Genomic DNA, 16284 nt, shown 5'->3' on the forward strand with positions numbered 1-16284 from the left:
TCGGTCCGGACCCAGCTTCCGGGGCAGACCGCGGGGGCGTCCAAGGCCGGTTTTCTCTGATGGTGATGACTTTCCCACATGCCGGGACCCGGCTGCCCTGGTGCCGGGCGGCCGGGTCCCGGTGGATCAGGGACGGCCGCCGGGCTTGGGGCCCTGGTAGCCGGGGCGGGAGGAGTCGTCGATGCCGACCTCGTAGCGGATGCCGGGGCTGACCTTGTTGCCGCGCACGGTCGCGTTGGTGGACTTGATCGCCAGCCCGATCGCCTTCACCGGCGAGGCGGCGAACTCGTTCTGCTCGATCGTGGCGTGCTGGATGTCCTCGAACATCAGCGTCTGGGATGCCTTCAGCGTCTCGCAGAAGTTGCCGCGGATGGTGAAGTGGTGCGAATGACCGCGCCCGCTGCCCTCGCCTTCGTTGGGGCCCTCGGCCATCAGGCACATGTTGTCGATCTTCTCGCACCGGTTGCCCTCGATCAGCACATCCTGGCTGGCCGGGGTGTTGGTGGCGTAGGTCTGCATGCAGTCCGCGTGCCCGTACCGGTTGCTGGTGCCCGAGATCGTGTTGCGCAGGATCTTGATCCCGGCGCCGAAGAACCGGATGCCGTCGCCATCGCCGTTGCGCGGCTTGGTGATCGTGTTGTCCTCCAGGGTGATGTTGTTGCCCTGCGCGCGAATCCCGGGCGCCTCCGGATCGAGCAGGCGGAAGTTGCGGATCACCACGTGACTGGCGTTGACCGTGATGCCGTTGACGTCCTTGCCGGTGCCGTCGACGATCAGCGGCTGTTCAGCGGTGCCGCCCTGGGAGATCACCAGGCGGGACCTGGCCGGTTCGGCGACCCCGGCCGCGGCCGGGGTGAGCGCTACGACGACCCCCATCGCCGCGATGACCGCCGACACCTTTCCGATCATGTGGATTCCTCTCCTCGCACTGACCCGGCGGGTTGCCGCACCGGATGCGGCGGACGCTAGGGCCGGGCGCTGGGAAGGTTCCCGGACCTCGGTTGTCCAGAGTGGTTCGGTGCGCGGCCGCGCCTACCGGCCGGTCGGTAGCGGTGCTGCGTGGATCGGGTGACCCGGGGTGGGGAGCCGTCCATGCCTCCCTACACTGGCCGCATGCGCAGTAGGCAGTTGATTGCTGAGCGTTATCGTCTGGAGGAGCGGTTAGGCGCCGGGGGCATGGGCGTCGTCTGGCGGGCGACCGACCTGGAGCTGGACCGCACGGTGGCGCTCAAGCGATCGCATGCCGCTGACGGCGAGCACGGGGGCAGCCAGACCCGGCGCGAGGCCCGGCTGGGCGCCGGGCTCAACCACCCCAACGTGATCACCGTCTTCGACGTGCTGCTCTTCGGCGAAGACCGTTGGCTGGTCATGGAATACCTCAACGCCCGCAACCTCGACGAGCTGATCGAGGCGGACGGTCCGCTGCCGCCCGAGCAGGTCGCCCGGATCGGCCTGCAGCTCGCCGCCGCGCTGACCGCCATGCACGAGGCCGGCCTGGTGCACCGGGATGTCAAGCCCGGCAACGTCCTGGTCACCGAGCGGGGCGTGGCGAAGCTGACCGACCTGGGCATCGCGCGCTGGACCGAGGAGACCCGCACCGGCAGCGGCAGCCTGGACGGCACCCCCGGCTTCCTCGCCCCCGAGGTCGCCAGGGGCGAGGCGGGCGAGACCGCCGCGGACGTCTTCTCCTTGGGCGCCACGCTGTTCGCGGCCGTGGAGGGCGTTTCGCCGTGGGGCCGGACCACGGTCAGCCCGTACGGCCAGGTGCACCGCGCGGCCGGCTACCAGATCGAGCCGCAGCGCCAGGCCGGATCGCTCGGTCCGGTGCTGGAAGCGTTGCTGCGCAAGCGACCCGGCGACCGGCCGGGTGCCGCCGAGGCCGAGGCGATGCTGAGCCAGGTGGCCAACGGCAGCGAGGCCACCATCCGGATCCCGCCCTCGGTGCGGCGCAGGCGCAAGGGCCTGGCGCTGGGCGCGGCCGCGGTGGCGCTCGGGCTGGTCGCGGCGACGCTGGTGTGGTGGGCCATCCCGGGCAGCCCGGACTCGATCACCGGCGACCAGCGCACCGCGGACCCGTGCACACTGACCGATCCCGCCTCGCTGAGCCGATTCGGGCAGGCCACACTGGACCCGGACTACGGCAACTTCAACCGGTGCGACGTGCTGGTCAAGCTCAGCGAGCAGGAAGACGACGAGGCCGACGTCCGGGTCGAACTGGAGACCCGCGCGAACAACGCGCCGACCGAGATCACCGCCACCGCCATCGCGATCGACCGCGCCCCGGAACAGGACGGCCAGTGCCGCCGGACCCTCCGGCTCAACGACGGCAACCGGGTCCTGGTCAGTGCCAAACACGTGGACGGCAAACCCGCCCAGCTCTGCGCGATGGCCGACGCGGTCACCAGCGGCGCGATGATCGTGCTGGGCGGCGGCAAGATCCCGCGGCGCGACCAGGACCCCGCGCCGGACGCGTTGATCCGCCTGGAAGCCTGCGCGCTGGTCACCGAAGCCGAGGCCGCCGCCGCGGTCGGCGGGCACACCGCCGCCGACCCCGGGTTCGGCAACTGGGAATGCGACTGGGAACGGGTCCGCCGGAAGCTGACCGTGATCTTCGACCGGAACCAGCCCGGCGGACTGGACGGCACGAAGCTCACCCTCAGCGGCCACACCGCCTACGTCGACCCGGACGGCTTCGGCAAGGGGACCTGCGATGTGTCCATCGTGCACCGCCCCTATCTCGACCTGAACGCCAAACAGATGGTCGAGCTGGTGCGGGTGGTGATCCGCGATGACCTGCCCGGTGAGCAACTCTGCGCGGCGGCGACCACGGTCGCCCGCCAGGTGGCGGCCCGGCTCTCGCCGTAGCCCGTGTCGCGGACGAGATGGGAGGGATCCCGACCGGTCGGTTGGACACTGGTCCGAGCATGGACGAGGAGGCCGGAATGACCGCACCCCAGCCGGGCAGCGCGCTGCTGCCCCGCAAGCACCGCAGCCTGGCGCACGGCGTCGAGCGCGCCGAGCCGGGCGAGGTGTACGCGCTGACCGTCACCGGTGGCGTGCGGATGTCGCCGTTCGACGGCCGCCAGGTCAGTTTCGGTCGCAACCGGCCGGACGTGGACGTCTGCGTCGGTGAGGACGATGTCCAGGTGAGCAGGCGGCACGGGGTGCTGACCAGGCGGTCCGGCCAGTGGTGGGTGGGCAACACCGGCCGGTTGCCGATCCGGTTCCCCGGCGCGCTGCTGCTGTGCGGCGGGGAGGACGAGGTCCCGCTGACCGACGGCTACACCCCGCTGTTCATCCGCGGCGCGCGCAACCGGGAGCACCTCCTGGAGGTCTACGTGGCCGGCGCCGACGGCGGCAGGCCCGCGCCCAAGCACGGCGAGCCGACCCGGCCGCCGCGCACCTGGGTGCTGCGGCCGGCGGAGAAACTGATGCTGGTCGTGCTCGGACAGCGCTACCTGCTGCACGACGCCCGGCCGCAGCCGATGTCCCGGCAGCACACCGCGGAGGTCCTGGCCACCCTGCAGCCCAGGGCGGGCTGGACGCTCAAGCGGGTCGAACACATGGTCACCGAGGTGCGGGCGCGGTTGTCCGCCGGGGGAGTGGCCGGGCTGACCAAGGCCGAGGTGGGCGAGCCGGTGGGCAACGCGCTCAACGACAACCTGCTGCGTGAGCTGGTGCTCTCCACCACGCTGGTGCCGCCGGACCTGGGACTGATGGACGACCCGTCCCCGCTCTGACCCGGCGTTCGCTCGCCTACCGTCCGGTCGGTAGACGAGCGCTATTGACAGAATGTCTAACATGACATCATGTCTCACAACGGGGTGCTGGAGACCGCCGACCTGACCGGGTTCCGGGAGCTGCAACAGCTCGCCTACGCGGGCGCCCAGGCTGTCGCGGCCACCCTGGAACCGGGGGTGACCGAGCGCGTGGCCGCGCGGCGGTTGCGGGACTGGCTCACCGAACGCGGTGTGCAGGACTGGTTCCACACCCCGTTCGCCTGGTTCGGCGACCGCACCGCCTTCCGCGGTTTCCGGGTGCCCACCCAGTTCTTCCCCAGCAACCGGCGGCTGTCGGCGAACATGCCGTTCATCCTGGACTGCGCCCCGGTGCGGGACGGCTACGTCGCCGACATCGGCTACGCGGGCTGCCTCGGCCACAACCCGATCTTCGAGCGACTCCGCGACGACCTGGCCGCCTACCGCTCGCTGATTGTCGAGCAGGTCCGCGCCGGGCAGACCCTGCGCGACATCTACCGCGCGGTCGACGCGCTGATCGGCGAGCAGGGCTACGACAACCGGCACCGCGTCTACCCGGGCCGGGTGATCGCGCACCAGGTCGGCAAGGTCACCTCGCGGCTGCCGAAGTTCATCGTGGCCGGGTTCGGCGTCCGCTCCCTGCAAACCCTGTTCGGGGACCTGCTGGTCGAGCGGCTGCACCACCGCTCCCCGTTGTGGGCCAACGGCGAGATCTCCAACCACCCCGCCACTCCCGGGCTGTGGGCGGTGGAACCGCACATCGGTTTCCGCGGGGTGGGCGTGAAATTCGAGGAGATCCTGGTGGTCACCGACACCGACGCGTACTGGCTCGACGACGACCTCCCGCACGTCCGGCACTGGCAGGGGAAGGCGGAAACCCGATGACACGGTTCGTCCAAGGCGACGGGGTCCAGCTCGCCGTGCGCGAATGGGGCGACCCGGCCGCGCCGACCGTCCTGTGTGTACACGGCTACCCGGACGACAGTTCGGTGTGGACCGACGTCGCGATCCGGCTCGCCGAACGCTTCCACGTCGTCGCCTACGATGTGCGCGGCGCGGGTGAATCGGATAAACCCAAGGCACGGAAGGATTATCTGCTCGACCGGCTCACCGCCGACCTGACCGCGGTGCTCGACGCGGTCAGCCCGGACCGGCCGGTGCACCTGCTCGCGCACGACTGGGGCTCGATCCAGGCCTGGCACGCCGTGACCGATCCGGAGCTGAAGTCGCGGTTCCGTTCCTACACCTCGATTTCCGGCCCCTGCCTGGACCACGCGGGTCACTGGATCCGCGAGCGGATCCGCAGGCCCAGCCCGCGGCGGCTGCGCGAACTGGTGCAGCAGCTGGTGTTCTCCGGCTACATCGGCTTCTTCCAGCTCCCGTTCCTGCCCGAACTCGCCTGGCGCACCGGCGTGCTGCCCAGGGTGATGGGCCGCCTGGTCAAGCTCGGCGACGGCGTGGCCCTGCCGCCGCCCGCCACGGCCGACGGCGTGCACGGTCTCCAGCTCTACCGCGCCAATATGGGCCCGCGCTTCGCCAAGCCGGTCCAGCGGCACACCGACCTGCCGGTGCAGGTGCTCGCGCCGACCCGCGATCCCTTCGTCAGCACCTCGGTGCAGACCGACATCGCGCGCTGGGCCAGTGATCTGCGGGTGCGCCGGATCGCCGGCGGGCACTGGCTGCCGCGCAGCCGCCCGGAGGTCATCGCCCGCTGCGTCACCGAGTTCGCCGACCACCTCGACGGCGCGCCGGAAACCCGGTCACTGCGCCGGATCCGCCCGCTGCGGCCCAAGCAGCGCTGGGCCGACCACCTGGTGCTGGTCACCGGCGCGGGCAGCGGCATCGGCCGGGAGACCGCGCTGGCCTTCGCCGAGCACGGCGCCGACGTGGTGGTGTCCGATGTGGACGGTGAGTCGGCCGCGCGCACCGCCGAACTGGCCGAGTTGTTCGGGATCAGCGCCAGCGCGCACACCGTGGACGTGGCCGACGAGAAAGCCATGATCGCCTTCGCCGAGGAGGTCCGGCGCACCCGCGGCGTGCCCGACGTGGTGATCAACAACGCCGGGATCGGCATGGCCGGGACGCTGCTGGACACCAGCACCCAGGACTGGCAGCGGGTCATCGACGTCAACCTGTGGGGCGTCATCCACGGCTCCCGCATCTTCGCCGACCAACTGGTCGAAAGAGGTGAGGGCGGGCACCTGGTCAACATCGCCTCCGCCGCGGCCTACCTGCACTCGCGCACCCTGCCCGCCTACGCCACCACCAAGTCCGCGGTGCTCACCCTGACCCAGTGCCTGCGCGCCGAACTCGCCCCGCACCGGATCGGCGTCACCGCGGTCTGCCCCGGCATCGTCAACACCAACATCACCCGCAGCACCCGGTTCGTCGGCCTGGACGACCGCGGGCAGGAACAGGCCCGCGCCAGCACGTCCGCGTTGTACCGCAGGCGGAACTACCCGCCGTCGAAGGTGGCGCGGGCGATCCTGCTCGCCGTGCACCAGGACAAGCCGATCGCGCCGGTGACCCCCGAGGCGCACGCCGGACTGCTGCTCTCCCGGCTCACCCCCGGACTGCTGCGCGCCGCCGCCCGCTACGACCTCACCCCGCACTGATCCACCGGAACACTGATCACCGGAGCGTCCGATGAGCCACGAGCAACCCGACCGGCTGGTCCTCACCCCGCGAGACGTGCACTTCGACTGGTCGAACACCCCGCTGCACTGGGTGCCGGGGGAGCCGTTCACCACCCATATCCTCAACGTCACACACCTGCTGCTGCCCGAGGGCGAACGCTGGTTCGTCCGGGTCTTCCAGCAGGCGCTGCCACTGATCCGGGACGCCGAACTGCGCGAGCAGGTGATCGGTTTCGTCGGGCAGGAGGCGGTGCACGCCGAATCGCACCAGGGCGCCCAGGAACACCTGCGGGAACAGGGGATCGACCCCGATCCGTACGTGCGGCAGGTGGAGTGGATCTTCAGTCGGATCCTCGGCGACCGGGACCTGGACGCACGCGGGCAGCGGGCCTGGCTGATCGAACGGCTGGCCTACGTGGCCGCGGTGGAGCACGTCACGGCCTTCCTCGGGCAGTGGGTCCTGGACGCCCGCGGCCTGGACCGGGCCGGCATCGATCCGACCATGCTGGACCTGCTGCGCTGGCATGGCGCGGAGGAGGTCGAGCACCGCTCGGTCGCCTTCGACCTGTACCAGCACATCGACGGCAGCTACCCGCGCCGACTGCGCGCGATGGCCGTCGTCGGGCCCGCGCTGGTGCTGTGCTGGGTGCGCGGCCTGCGCTACCTGATGCAGGCCGACCCGGTGCTGCGCGGGCAGGTCCGGCCGCGCTGGCGGGATGTGCCGCGCAGTGCCCGGCGCGGGCTGCTGCCCGGCTACGGTTCGCTGCTGCGCAAGCTGTCCACCTTCCTGCGCCGCTCCTACCACCCCTCCCAGGAGGGCTCCACCGCGCGGGCCGTGGCCTACCTGGCGACCTCGCCCGCGGCCAGGGCCGCGGGGCACTGATGACCCGCCAGGACACCCCGCCGCACCCCATCGGCACCGGTCCCGACCGACTGGTCGGCTGGGCGGCGCGCGCGATGGACACCTACATCCGGATGCTGCGCCGCGGCGGAGTTGCCGAGCGGCCGCCCGAGCCACCGCGGCGGGTGCGGATCGCCGAGGTCAGGGCCGAGGCCGAGGACGTGGTGAGCCTGCGCCTGGTGGCCGCCGACCGGACCCCGCTACCCGCCTGGCAGCCCGGCCACCACCTCGACGTCCACCTGCCCTCGGGCAGGCGACGGCAGTACTCGCTGTGCGGGGACCCTACCGACCGTTCGGTCGGGTATCGGATCGCGGTGCGCCGCATCGCCGGGGGCGGCGGCGGATCGCGGGAGGTGCACGAACTGCGCGCCGGGGACGAACTGGGCATCCGCGGGCCGCGCAACGCCTTCCCGTTCGTCCGCGCCCCGCGCTACCTGTTCCTGGCCGGTGGCATCGGGATCACCCCGATCCTGCCGATGGTGCACGCCGCGGCCAGGGCGGGCGCGGACTGGCGACTTGTCTACAGTGGACGGTCGCGGGCCAGCCTGCCGTTCCTGGCCGAGCTGGCAGGCTACGGCGACCGGGTGCGGGTGCACGCCGACGACGAGCACGGCGGCCCGCCCACCGCGGCGGAGCTGGTCGACCCCGGCGACTCGGTGCTCTACTGCTGCGGCCCGCCACCCATGCTCGCCGCGGTCAGCCAGGTCGTTCCGGTGACCAGGCCGCTCTACAGCGAACGTTTCAGCCCACCGCCGATCCTGGGCGGCGCGCCGTTCGAGGTCGAGCTGCGCCGCACCGGCGTCACCGTGCCGGTGCCCGCCGAGGTCTCCGCGCTCACCGCGATCCGCGCCGTGCTGCCCGATATCGGCTACTCCTGCCAGCAGGGATTCTGCGGCACCTGCCGGGTCCGGGTGCTCGACGGCGAACCGGACCGCGCCCATCCGGCCGACGAGGCGGACCAGACGCGCATCTGCGTGACCCGCGCGCGCACCCGGCTCACGCTGGATCTGTGATGATGAACCGGACATGACTGAACTGACCGAGACGAGCAGCCCGCCCCGGCGCAAACGCCGGATGTCCCCGGCCGAACGCCGCGAGGACCTCATCGGCGCGGCCCTGGAGCTGTACAGCAGCCGGGCGCCGGAACTGGTGTCGATCGAGGACATCATCACCCACGCCGACGTGTCCAGAGCGCTGTTCTACCGCTACTTCGGCAGCCTGCGCGAGGTGCACGTGGCCGCGCTGCGCACCGCGGTGGACGAGCTGGTGGACCGGCTGACCCGGCGCGAGCCCGGCACCCTGATCGACCAGCTCCGGGGCTCCCTCGGCGTGTTCGTCGACGTCGCCGACACCTACGCCACCGCCTACATCGCGTTGCTGCGCAGCGGATCCGTGGTCGCCACCCAGGACACCGACACGCTCATCGACGAGGTCCGGCACGTGGCGGTGCGGGAGATCCTCACCGTCACCGGGGTCACCGAGCCGAGCCCGTTCATGCTGCTGACCCTGCGCTGCTGGGTCGCGGTGGTCGAGGGCACCCTGCTGATCTGGTTGCAGGAACGCAATCACGGCCGCGAAGAGCTGATCGACTGGCTGATCGACCAGCTCGCCGCGATGACCGCGGCCACCGCCACCCGCGACCCCGTCACCGCCGAACTGCTGACCCGGATCGCCGCGGACGTCTGAGCCATGCCCGTGCCCGTGTTGCCTCCGGTGACCGAGCCGGACCTGGCCCTGTTCCGCCGGTTCGCCACCGAACCCTGGCTGGTCGGCCCGGACTGGCCCGGTTCCCGCGAGATCGACGGCGTGGCAACAGGATTCCTCGCCTGGGACGCGCGCGGTGCCGGCCGTGGCCGTCGCCACCCGGAGCACCAGACCGAACAGTGGCGCGACGGCCACCTCTACCGCAGGCTGCGCAACGATCCGGCACCGGATCCCAGCAGCTGAACGCAGGAACGCGACGAAAGTTCCGCGCTATGCCGGATCGCCACCGGATTGTGATCCTGATGACCCATTCAGAGCTGGCTGCGTTGCTGGCAGGTGGCTTACGGTCACTGAGCCGCAGTGTTCGGGAAGCCGGTGTGAATCCGGCGTGGTCCTCGCCACTGTGACCGGGGAAGTCCCGTCTCGAACAGTGTCACTGGGCGGTTCCGCCGTCTGGGAAGGCCTGAGACGTGGCCACGATCCGGGAGCCAGGAGACCGGCTGCGGCGCGTACGGAACCGTCCACGAGGCATGGAGGAGAACATGTCGGCATCTGCCGCGTCCCCCGATCGTCCGACCGCCATCGCGGTGCCAGCCTGGTCCTGGCTGGTCGCCGCCGCCGCGCTGATCGTGCTGTACGTGCTGTTGCAGGAGAACGGCCTGTTGCTGGCGCACAGCTCCGAGCTGATCCACGAGTTCGCCCACGACGGGCGGCACGCGCTCGGCGTTCCGTGCCACTGAACGGGGCCGCATAGATGACTACTCCCACCTTTGGGTCCACGCTGCTCCGCGGCGCCCTGGCCGGCGTGGTCGCCGGGCTGGCCGGCGCCGCGGTGCAGTACTTCCTGACCGAGATCCCGCTGGAAGCGGCGCTCGCTGTGGAGGAGGCCCGCCCGGCCGACCCCGCGGCGGGCGATCACCACGAGGAACTGTTCGACCGGGGCACCCAGCTCGTCGGCGGACTGCTGGCCACCGTGGTGATCGGGCTGTCCATCGGCCTGGTGTTCGCGGTCGCCTTCGCGCGGCTGCGCCACCGGCTGCCCGGCCGGGCCGACCTGGACCGCGCGGTGCTGCTGGGCGGCGTCGGGTTCCTGACGATCTCCTTGCTGCCCGGCCTGAAGTATCCGGCCAACCCGCCCGGCGTCGGCGATCCGTCCACTGTGGAGGAACGCACGCTGCTGTACCTGGCGGTCATCGTCGCGGGGCTGGTGCTGGCCAACCTCGCGCCGTGGTTCAACCGGTTCCTGGCGGGCAAGGGCGTGGACCGCTCGGTCCGGCTGGTGCTGACCGGACTGTCCACTGTGGTCCTGCTGGCGCTGGTGGTTTTCCTGTTGCCCGCCAACAACGATCCGATTCCGGCGGACATCCCGGCCCCGCTGCTCTGGCAGTTCCGGCTGTACTCGCTGCTCCAGCTGGCCACCCTGTGGACGGTGCTGGCCAGCGTGTTCGGCCTGCTGCTGGAGCGTCAGCAGCGCAAGGCTGACACGCCCGCGCTGGCCGCATAGCATCAACGGGCCGGGGCCGCGGGGCGAGGAGCCCGCGGCCCGGCCCTATGCTGGCCAGGTGAGCACCGCACAGGAACGCTGGGCCCGGCAGCTCGCCGACTGGGCCATCCCGGCGCACGTGCTGGCCGGGGCCGCCGAATCGCCGTGGGTGTTGCCGCGTCAGGTGTTCCGCCGCCGCGCCGCCGCCCAGCTCGCCGCGCCCACCGGGGCCACCTTGGACCGGGCCCGGGTGGAACTGGACGAATCCGGTTCGCTGCTGGACATCGGCGCCGGGGCCGGGGCGAGCAGCCTGCCACTGCTGGCCGCCGGGCTGGTCACCGAGTTCACCGCGGTGGACGCCGACGCCGACCTGCTCGCCGCCTGCGTCGAGGGCGCGGAGGCCCTCGGTGTACCCACCCGCGGACTGCGCGGCCGCTGGCCGGACCTGGCCACACGAGCCGGGGTCGCCGATGTCGTGGTGTGCGGCAACGTGGTGTACAACGTGCCCGACCTCGCCCCGTTCGTCGCCGCCCTCACCGCGGCCGCGCGGCGCAGCGTGGTGCTGGAGACCGCGGCCCGGCACCCGCTGATCGACCTCAATCCGCTGTGGCAACACTTTCACGGCATCACCCGCCCCGAGGGTCCCACCGTCGATGACCTGATCGCCGCACTGGGCGAACTCGGCGTGCACCCCCACCTCACCCGCTGGCGGCGACCGCCGGAACCCGAGCACCGGGACTTCGCCGAGCTGGTCGAGACCACTCGCCGCCGCCTGTGCCTGCCACCGGAGTCCGCCGCCGAGGTCGACCGGGTGCTGCGGGAGCACGGCCACAACCCTGAGCTGCCACCGGATCTGGGCTCCTCCGGCCGTGAGCTGGCGACCCTGACCTGGCCGGGCCGGGCGGACTGAGGGGCTGGGCATGAAGCGGGTCACCCAAGCCGAGGTCGCGCGGATCGCCGGTGTGTCGCAGGCGATGGTCTCGCTGGTGCTCAACGGATCCAGCGGGGTGCCGATCGCGCCGGAGACCCGGGCCCGGGTGGAGCAGGCGTTGCGCGGCACCGGGTACACCGTGGACATCATGGGCAGGCGGTTGCGCGGCAAGGGGAACAACATCCTCGGCGTGTTCAGCTACGAGTCGGTCTTCCCCGCCGACTTCTACCGCCCGATCCTGCTCGGCATCGAGGCGGAGGCCGAGGCCCAGGGCTACGACCTGTTGCTGTTCACCAGTTCCGGGCGTCGTGCCGGCCGCCGCCAGGTGTATGAGAACGGGACCAACCGGCTGGGCATCGCCGACGGCAGCATCCTGCTGGGGCGGCACAACGATCCGGCCGACCTGGCCCGGCTGGTGCGGGAGCGGTTCCCGTTCGTCTTCATCGGCCGCCGCGAGTCCCCGGCTGGGCCGATCGACTACGTCGGCGCGGACTACGTCGAGGCGACCAGGCAGTGCTATGACTGGCTGTGGCGGCTGGGTCATCGGCGGATCGCCCTGCTGGGCGTGGCCGGGGACCACGAACCCACCGTGGACCGGCGGCGCGGCCACGAGCTGGCCGCCCGTCGCCACCGGCGCACACCCCTGGTACTGCACCAGGAGGATCCGGCGGAGGTGTGGCACGCGCTGGCCGCCGAGCAGGTGACCGGGGTGCTGGTCGAGACCACCGCGATGGCCGAGGGGTTGTACGCGCAGGCCACCGCGGCGGGGTTGAGCCTGCCGGGTGACCTGTCGTTGATTCTGTTGGGGGACAACGATCCCAGTCAGGGTGGCGGGGGCTCGGCGGTGGACTGGTCGATGTTCCGCATCCCGCGTGAGGAGATGGGCGCCGCCGCGGTGCGGATGCTGGTCGAGCTGCTGGCGGGCCGGAGTCCGGACTCGGGCCGACACGTGTTGCTGCCCTGTGCGCTGCATGAGGGCGGCACGGTGGCCGCCCCGGTCCGGCGTTGATCGTCTTCAGCTCGACGTCCCCGGACCGCCTGGCCACGCTGACCGCGTGATCCCCGTCGGGGGGAGGCATGTTCGCCTACCGACCGGTCGGTAGGGGGAGATTGTGGGTGGTCCGGTGCGTGGGTGGCGGAAATGTGGGTGGTCGAACCCGATGTGCCGTCGGTCGGGCACGTATTGGCTTGTCAACAGGAGGCAACACGACCGAGGAGGGACCGGATGGGTGAGCCGGTGCGGGTCAGCGTCGTCGCGATGGACCCAATGCTGGAAGCCGGCGCGACCGGTGCATTGCACAGTTGCCCGGATGTGGCCGTGGCGGGCCCGGCCGAGGCCGCGGAGGTGACCGTGGTGATCGTGGACGCGGTGGCCGAGGCCGTGCTGGACCTGGTGCGGGAGACCAGGAACGGCCCGGACCGGCCGGAGGTGGTGCTGGTGGCCACCGATCTGCAACCCGCGGAGGCCCTGCACGCCATCGCCGCGGGCGCCCGTGGCCTGCTGCGCCGCCGGGAGGCCAGTGCGGACCGGCTGGCCCGCACCGTGCTGGCCGCCGCGGGCGGTGACTGCACGGTGCCGCCGGATCTGCTCGACTCGCTGCTGGAGCACCGCGCCCGGCCGGTCGCGCGGGCCGGCGTCGGCGGGGTGACGCTGAACGAGCGGGAACGCGAGGTGCTGCGGCTGGTCGCGGACGGGCGGGAGACCGGGGAGATCGCCCAGGAACTGTGCTACTCGCCGCGGACCGTGGTCAGCGTGGTGCACGACATCACGCACCGGTTCCGGCTGCGCAACCGCGCGCACGCGGTGGCCTACGCGTTGCGGGCGGGTCTGCTGTGACCGCGGTGGCGCAGTTGCGGGTGCGGCTGGACGCGACCGACGCGATGGTCCGGGCCGGGGCGCTGGAGTTGTTGGCCCGCGCGGGTATCGCGGTCGACCCGGCGGAGGCGACGGTGACCCTGGCGGCGGGCGGCACGGTGGAGGAGGCACTGGACGCCGCCCTCGCCACGCCGGAGCAGGCACTGACAGCTGCCGAGTCCGGGCGGGCCCGGCGGTTGATGGTGCTGGCCGACACCTTCGCCCCCGCGGGTGTGCTGCGCGCGGTGCGCACTGGGGTCAGCGTGCTGTTGCACGCCCGGCGCACCACTACCGACCAGTTGGTCGCCGCGGTGCACTCGGCCCGGCACGGCGACGGCCGGTTGCCCTCGGAGGTGCTGGCCCGGCTGCTGTCCGGGCCGGAGACCGCGGTGGTCACCGCGCCCCGCACACTCACCGCGCGGCAGACCGCGGTGCTGACCTTGATGGCCGACGGGCACGGCAACGCCGCGATCGCCCGTTCGCTGTCCTGTTCCGGGCACACCGTGAAGAACGTGATCTACGAGCTGATGGCCCGGCTCCAGGTGCGCAACCGCTCGCACGCGGTGGCCCGCGCGGTCCGCGCCGGACTGATCTGATCTCCGGATAGTCACTGCCACACAAGGAAAAGGCCCCGTCGTCGCGACGGGGCCTTCGTGCGGCAGGCGATCAGCCGGTGGAACTCAAGGCGGCCTCCTCGGCGGGTAGGAAGTCGGTGAGTTCCACCCCGAGCCCGGACTCCCGCGCGACCCGCAGCACCAGCGCGGACACGGCCAGGTCGAGCACGCCGAGACCGAAGGGGGAGAACAGGGTCACCCGGTGCGGGTCCCGCCGGTGGTCGGTGCCGGTGTCGAGCAGGTCGCCGAGCGCGCCGGTGATGAACTCGCGGTGGCCCAGGTGCTGTTCGGCCAGGTGCAACGAGGTGGCCGCGCGGCACACGTGGTCGTGGTCGTCGACGATGTTCACCGCGCCCAGGACCCCGTCGATGGTGACATCGCGCAGGGACAGGCCGAGCACCAGCGTGCCGGGCCGGCAGGCGCTGAGGTCCACGTGCGGCACGGAAGCGGTGGTGGCGAAGGAGATCAGCAGGTTCGCGGCCAGGGCCTGGTCGAGGTCGGTGGCCACGGTGACGGTCAGCTCCGGGTCGGCGCAGGTGGCGAAGGCCGCCGCCCGCTCGCGGTCCAGGTCGAACACGGTCACCGCGCGCAGTTCGGGCCGCACCACCCGGAGGAACCGCAGCACCTCCCGGTTGATCACCCCGCAGCCGATCAGGGTGACCCCGGAATCCGGTGTGGCGCCGGGCAAAGTCGCCGCGGCCAGGGCCGCGCTGGCCGCGGTGCGCCGGGCCGAGATGGTCGAACCCTCCAGCAGCGCAACGGGATTGCCGGTGCGCATGGAGTTCAGCACGATCGCGGCCGAGGCCCGCTGCAGGCCGAGGGCGACGTTGCCGGGGAAGCTGGCGATCCACTTCATCCCGGCGACCGCCTGCGCGCCACCGAGATAGGCGGGCAGCCCGATGATCCGGTTGCGGGTGTCGTCCGGGAAACGCAGGAACACCGAGTGCGGCAACGCGGTCTCGCCCCGCGCGTGCTGCACGTAGGCCTGCCGCACCGCGGCCAGCACCTCCAGCTCCCGCCCGTCCAGCACCCGCCGGACCGTGTCGTTGCCGAGGATCAGCACCTGGCCACCTCCATCGCGTCGTCCTTCCACAGTTCGGTGACGTCGCCGAACTGGGCCGCGACCCAGTCGTCGTCGTAGATCGTGTCGAGGTACCGCTCGCCGCGGTCGGGCAGGATCAGCGCGCAGTTCGCCCCGGCCGGGATCCGCTCCCGCAGCCGGTGCAGCGCCGAGACCACCGCGCCGGAGGACCCGCCGGCCAGGATCGCCTCCCGCACCGCGAGCCTGCGGCAGCCGACCACGCAGTCCAGGTCGTTGACGTGCACCACCTCATCGGCCAGCCCCGGCCGGAACAACTCCGGCCGCACCGCCGCGCCGTGCCCGGGAATCAGCCGGTTGCCCACCGGGGTGTGGAAGATCGCGCTGCTTTCCGCGTCCACCGCGATGATCCGCACCCCCAGCCCGTGCTCCCGCGCGTACTCCGCGCACCCGCGCAACGTCCCGGCCGAACTCACCGTGCACAGCAGGAAATCCAGCTCGCCGTCCAGCGCCTCGACGATCTCGCGCATGGTGCCGCGGTGCGCCCAGGCGTTGCGGGGGTTGCCGTACTGGTTGGGGCAGTACGCATCCGGCAGCGTGGCCAGCAGTTCCCGCACCCGGCGCCTGCGCATCGGCAGGTACTCGCCGGTGGCCGGATCGCGGTCGGTGACGGTGTGCACCTCGGCGCCGTAGGCCCGCATGATCGCGATGTTCTGCGGGTTGGTGCGCGGGTCCACCACACAAATGAAGCGCAGCTCCAGGATCCGGCACACCTGGGCGAGTCCGATGCCGAGGTTGCCGGAACTGGACTCCACCACCACCGACCGGCCGGGCACGACCGCGCCGGTGCGCACCGCCTCGGTCAGCATCGCGTACGCGGACCGATCCTTGATGCTGCCACCGGGATTGGCCGCCTCCAGCTTCGCGTGCACCCGGAACCCGCTGCCGGGCAACAACCTGGTCAGCTCGACCAGCGGGGTCCCGCCGATCGTGCCGAGCACCCCGGCCGAACCGGCGCCGTAGCCGCTCATGCCGGTCAGCTCACCTGTTCCATGCGGCGGCGCAGGCTCAGCGGGCGCATGTCGGTCCACACCCGGCCGATGTGGTCCAGGCAGTCCTGCCGGGATCCCTCGGTGCCCTCGGCGTGCCAGCCGAGCGGCAGTTCCCGGTCGGCCCGCCAGATCGAGTACTGCTCCTCGTCGTTGCGCACGACGCGGTACACGGCCTCGTCGTTCTCCTCGGTCATGCCGTCCTCCCGGGTCGGTGTACTGGCCCGCCGAGCGTCCCCCGGCACCGGTGGTGGGCCATAGGGACAAACGCGCACCGGCAGTGGCGGTCGAGCGCTGCTGTTCCTTCCCTGGCG

18 protein-coding genes and 1 riboswitch are annotated in these 16284 nt (G+C 71.9%); of the genes, 14 read left to right on the top strand and 4 right to left on the bottom strand.

The window, feature by feature from the left end; genetic code table 11:
* Nucleotides 1-126: 126 nt before the first annotated feature.
* Nucleotides 127-909 carry a right-handed parallel beta-helix repeat-containing protein gene (locus MZC64_RS26895; RefSeq protein ID WP_247762033.1) on the bottom strand — a complete coding sequence of 261 codons (783 nt, stop codon included), beginning with the start codon at nt 907-909 and terminating at the stop codon, nt 127-129.
* 204 nt (nt 910-1113) lie between these two features.
* Here MZC64_RS26895 and MZC64_RS26900 point away from each other — a divergent pair, with 204 nt between their 5' ends.
* The 14 genes from MZC64_RS26900 (at nt 1114) to MZC64_RS26965 (ending at nt 13864) form a co-directional block, all read left to right on the top strand.
* Nucleotides 1114-2865, top strand: coding sequence for a serine/threonine-protein kinase (locus MZC64_RS26900; protein WP_247762032.1), 1752 nt, complete (start codon nt 1114-1116; stop codon nt 2863-2865).
* A gap of 77 nt (nt 2866-2942) precedes the next feature.
* Nucleotides 2943-3740, top strand: a complete 798-nt coding sequence (locus tag MZC64_RS26905) for an FHA domain-containing protein (RefSeq protein ID WP_247762030.1) — start codon at nt 2943-2945, stop codon at nt 3738-3740.
* A gap of 69 nt (nt 3741-3809) precedes the next feature.
* Nucleotides 3810-4643, top strand: coding sequence for a M24 family metallopeptidase (locus tag MZC64_RS26910; protein ID WP_247762028.1), 834 nt, complete (start codon nt 3810-3812; stop codon nt 4641-4643).
* Nucleotides 4640-6373, top strand: coding sequence for an SDR family oxidoreductase (locus tag MZC64_RS26915; RefSeq protein ID WP_247762027.1), 1734 nt, complete (start codon nt 4640-4642; stop codon nt 6371-6373). The genes MZC64_RS26910 and MZC64_RS26915 overlap by 4 nt, the downstream gene beginning before the upstream one ends.
* Before the next feature lie 31 nt (nt 6374-6404).
* Complete coding sequence (locus MZC64_RS26920) at nt 6405-7277, top strand: metal-dependent hydrolase (protein ID WP_247762025.1); 873 nt, start codon at nt 6405-6407, stop codon at nt 7275-7277.
* Entirely contained in the window at nt 7277-8308 is a 1032-nt protein-coding gene (locus MZC64_RS26925) for a PDR/VanB family oxidoreductase (RefSeq protein WP_247762023.1), read from the top strand. The genes MZC64_RS26920 and MZC64_RS26925 overlap by 1 nt, the downstream gene beginning before the upstream one ends.
* A gap of 61 nt (nt 8309-8369) precedes the next feature.
* Nucleotides 8370-8981, top strand: coding sequence for a TetR/AcrR family transcriptional regulator (locus tag MZC64_RS26930; RefSeq protein ID WP_247762160.1), 612 nt, complete (start codon nt 8370-8372; stop codon nt 8979-8981).
* Between the two features lie 3 nt (nt 8982-8984).
* Nucleotides 8985-9242 (top strand): hypothetical protein, encoded by a 258-nt coding sequence (locus MZC64_RS26935; protein ID WP_247797754.1) that lies wholly within the window; start codon nt 8985-8987, stop codon nt 9240-9242.
* A 98-nt stretch (nt 9243-9340) separates the two neighbouring features.
* Nucleotides 9341-9519: riboswitch (cobalamin riboswitch) on the top strand.
* 22 nt (nt 9520-9541) lie between these two features.
* Nucleotides 9542-9739 carry a CbtB-domain containing protein gene (locus tag MZC64_RS26940; protein ID WP_185006366.1) on the top strand — a complete coding sequence of 66 codons (198 nt, stop codon included), beginning with the start codon at nt 9542-9544 and terminating at the stop codon, nt 9737-9739.
* Nucleotides 9740-9753: 14 nt separating this feature from the next.
* Nucleotides 9754-10503, top strand: coding sequence for a CbtA family protein (locus MZC64_RS26945; RefSeq protein ID WP_247762019.1), 750 nt, complete (start codon nt 9754-9756; stop codon nt 10501-10503).
* Between the two features lie 58 nt (nt 10504-10561).
* On the top strand, nt 10562-11392 hold the full coding sequence (locus MZC64_RS26950; RefSeq protein ID WP_247762017.1) for a class I SAM-dependent methyltransferase: 831 nt from the start codon (nt 10562-10564) through the stop codon (nt 11390-11392).
* 10 nt (nt 11393-11402) lie between these two features.
* The gene (locus MZC64_RS26955; RefSeq protein ID WP_247762015.1) at nt 11403-12422 is read left to right on the top strand and encodes a LacI family DNA-binding transcriptional regulator; all 1020 of its coding nucleotides are present in this window, start codon (nt 11403-11405) and stop codon (nt 12420-12422) included.
* Nucleotides 12423-12638: 216 nt separating this feature from the next.
* Nucleotides 12639-13250 (top strand): response regulator transcription factor, encoded by a 612-nt coding sequence (locus MZC64_RS26960; RefSeq protein ID WP_247762013.1) that lies wholly within the window; start codon nt 12639-12641, stop codon nt 13248-13250.
* A complete protein-coding gene (locus MZC64_RS26965) occupies nt 13247-13864 on the top strand; it encodes a LuxR C-terminal-related transcriptional regulator (protein WP_247762012.1) in 618 nt (205 codons plus the stop codon). Before MZC64_RS26960 ends, MZC64_RS26965 begins: the two co-directional genes overlap by 4 nt.
* Before the next feature lie 70 nt (nt 13865-13934).
* On the opposite strand, the gene sbnB is transcribed toward MZC64_RS26965, so the two are convergent.
* Genes sbnB through MZC64_RS26980 form a run of 3 tightly spaced genes read right to left on the bottom strand, consistent with a single transcriptional unit; the run spans nt 13935 to nt 16167 of the window.
* A complete protein-coding gene (gene sbnB, locus MZC64_RS26970; protein WP_247762010.1) occupies nt 13935-14945 on the bottom strand; it encodes a 2,3-diaminopropionate biosynthesis protein SbnB in 1011 nt (336 codons plus the stop codon).
* Nucleotides 14939-15952, bottom strand: a complete 1014-nt coding sequence (gene sbnA / locus MZC64_RS26975) for a 2,3-diaminopropionate biosynthesis protein SbnA (RefSeq protein WP_247762008.1) — start codon at nt 15950-15952, stop codon at nt 14939-14941. Before sbnA ends, sbnB begins: the two co-directional genes overlap by 7 nt.
* 5 nt (nt 15953-15957) lie before the next feature.
* On the bottom strand, nt 15958-16167 hold the full coding sequence (locus MZC64_RS26980) for an MbtH family NRPS accessory protein (RefSeq protein WP_185006352.1): 210 nt from the start codon (nt 16165-16167) through the stop codon (nt 15958-15960).
* Nucleotides 16168-16284 lie beyond the last annotated feature (117 nt).

Origin of the sequence: Crossiella sp. S99.2 (genome assembly GCF_023094165.1) — a bacterium.
GTDB lineage: Bacteria > Actinomycetota > Actinomycetes > Mycobacteriales > Pseudonocardiaceae > Crossiella.

Excerpts from the sequence above, each read along its gene's own strand:
- MZC64_RS26895 (WP_247762033.1), bottom strand. The coding sequence starts at position 909 with ATGATCGGAAAGGTGTCGGCGGTCATCGCGGCGATGGGGGTCGTCGTA.
- MZC64_RS26900 (WP_247762032.1), top strand. The coding sequence starts at position 1,114 with ATGCGCAGTAGGCAGTTGATTGCTGAGCGTTATCGTCTGGAGGAGCGG.
- MZC64_RS26905 (WP_247762030.1), top strand. The coding sequence starts at position 2,943 with ATGACCGCACCCCAGCCGGGCAGCGCGCTGCTGCCCCGCAAGCACCGC.
- MZC64_RS26910 (WP_247762028.1), top strand. The coding sequence starts at position 3,810 with ATGTCTCACAACGGGGTGCTGGAGACCGCCGACCTGACCGGGTTCCGG.
- MZC64_RS26915 (WP_247762027.1), top strand. The coding sequence starts at position 4,640 with ATGACACGGTTCGTCCAAGGCGACGGGGTCCAGCTCGCCGTGCGCGAA.
- MZC64_RS26920 (WP_247762025.1), top strand. The coding sequence starts at position 6,405 with ATGAGCCACGAGCAACCCGACCGGCTGGTCCTCACCCCGCGAGACGTG.
- MZC64_RS26925 (WP_247762023.1), top strand. The coding sequence starts at position 7,277 with ATGACCCGCCAGGACACCCCGCCGCACCCCATCGGCACCGGTCCCGAC.
- MZC64_RS26930 (WP_247762160.1), top strand. The coding sequence starts at position 8,370 with ATGTCCCCGGCCGAACGCCGCGAGGACCTCATCGGCGCGGCCCTGGAG.
- MZC64_RS26935 (WP_247797754.1), top strand. The coding sequence starts at position 8,985 with ATGCCCGTGCCCGTGTTGCCTCCGGTGACCGAGCCGGACCTGGCCCTG.
- MZC64_RS26940 (WP_185006366.1), top strand. The coding sequence starts at position 9,542 with ATGTCGGCATCTGCCGCGTCCCCCGATCGTCCGACCGCCATCGCGGTG.
- MZC64_RS26945 (WP_247762019.1), top strand. The coding sequence starts at position 9,754 with ATGACTACTCCCACCTTTGGGTCCACGCTGCTCCGCGGCGCCCTGGCC.
- MZC64_RS26955 (WP_247762015.1), top strand. The coding sequence starts at position 11,403 with ATGAAGCGGGTCACCCAAGCCGAGGTCGCGCGGATCGCCGGTGTGTCG.
- MZC64_RS26960 (WP_247762013.1), top strand. The coding sequence starts at position 12,639 with ATGGGTGAGCCGGTGCGGGTCAGCGTCGTCGCGATGGACCCAATGCTG.
- sbnA (WP_247762008.1), bottom strand. The coding sequence starts at position 15,952 with ATGAGCGGCTACGGCGCCGGTTCGGCCGGGGTGCTCGGCACGATCGGC.
- MZC64_RS26980 (WP_185006352.1), bottom strand. The coding sequence starts at position 16,167 with ATGACCGAGGAGAACGACGAGGCCGTGTACCGCGTCGTGCGCAACGAC.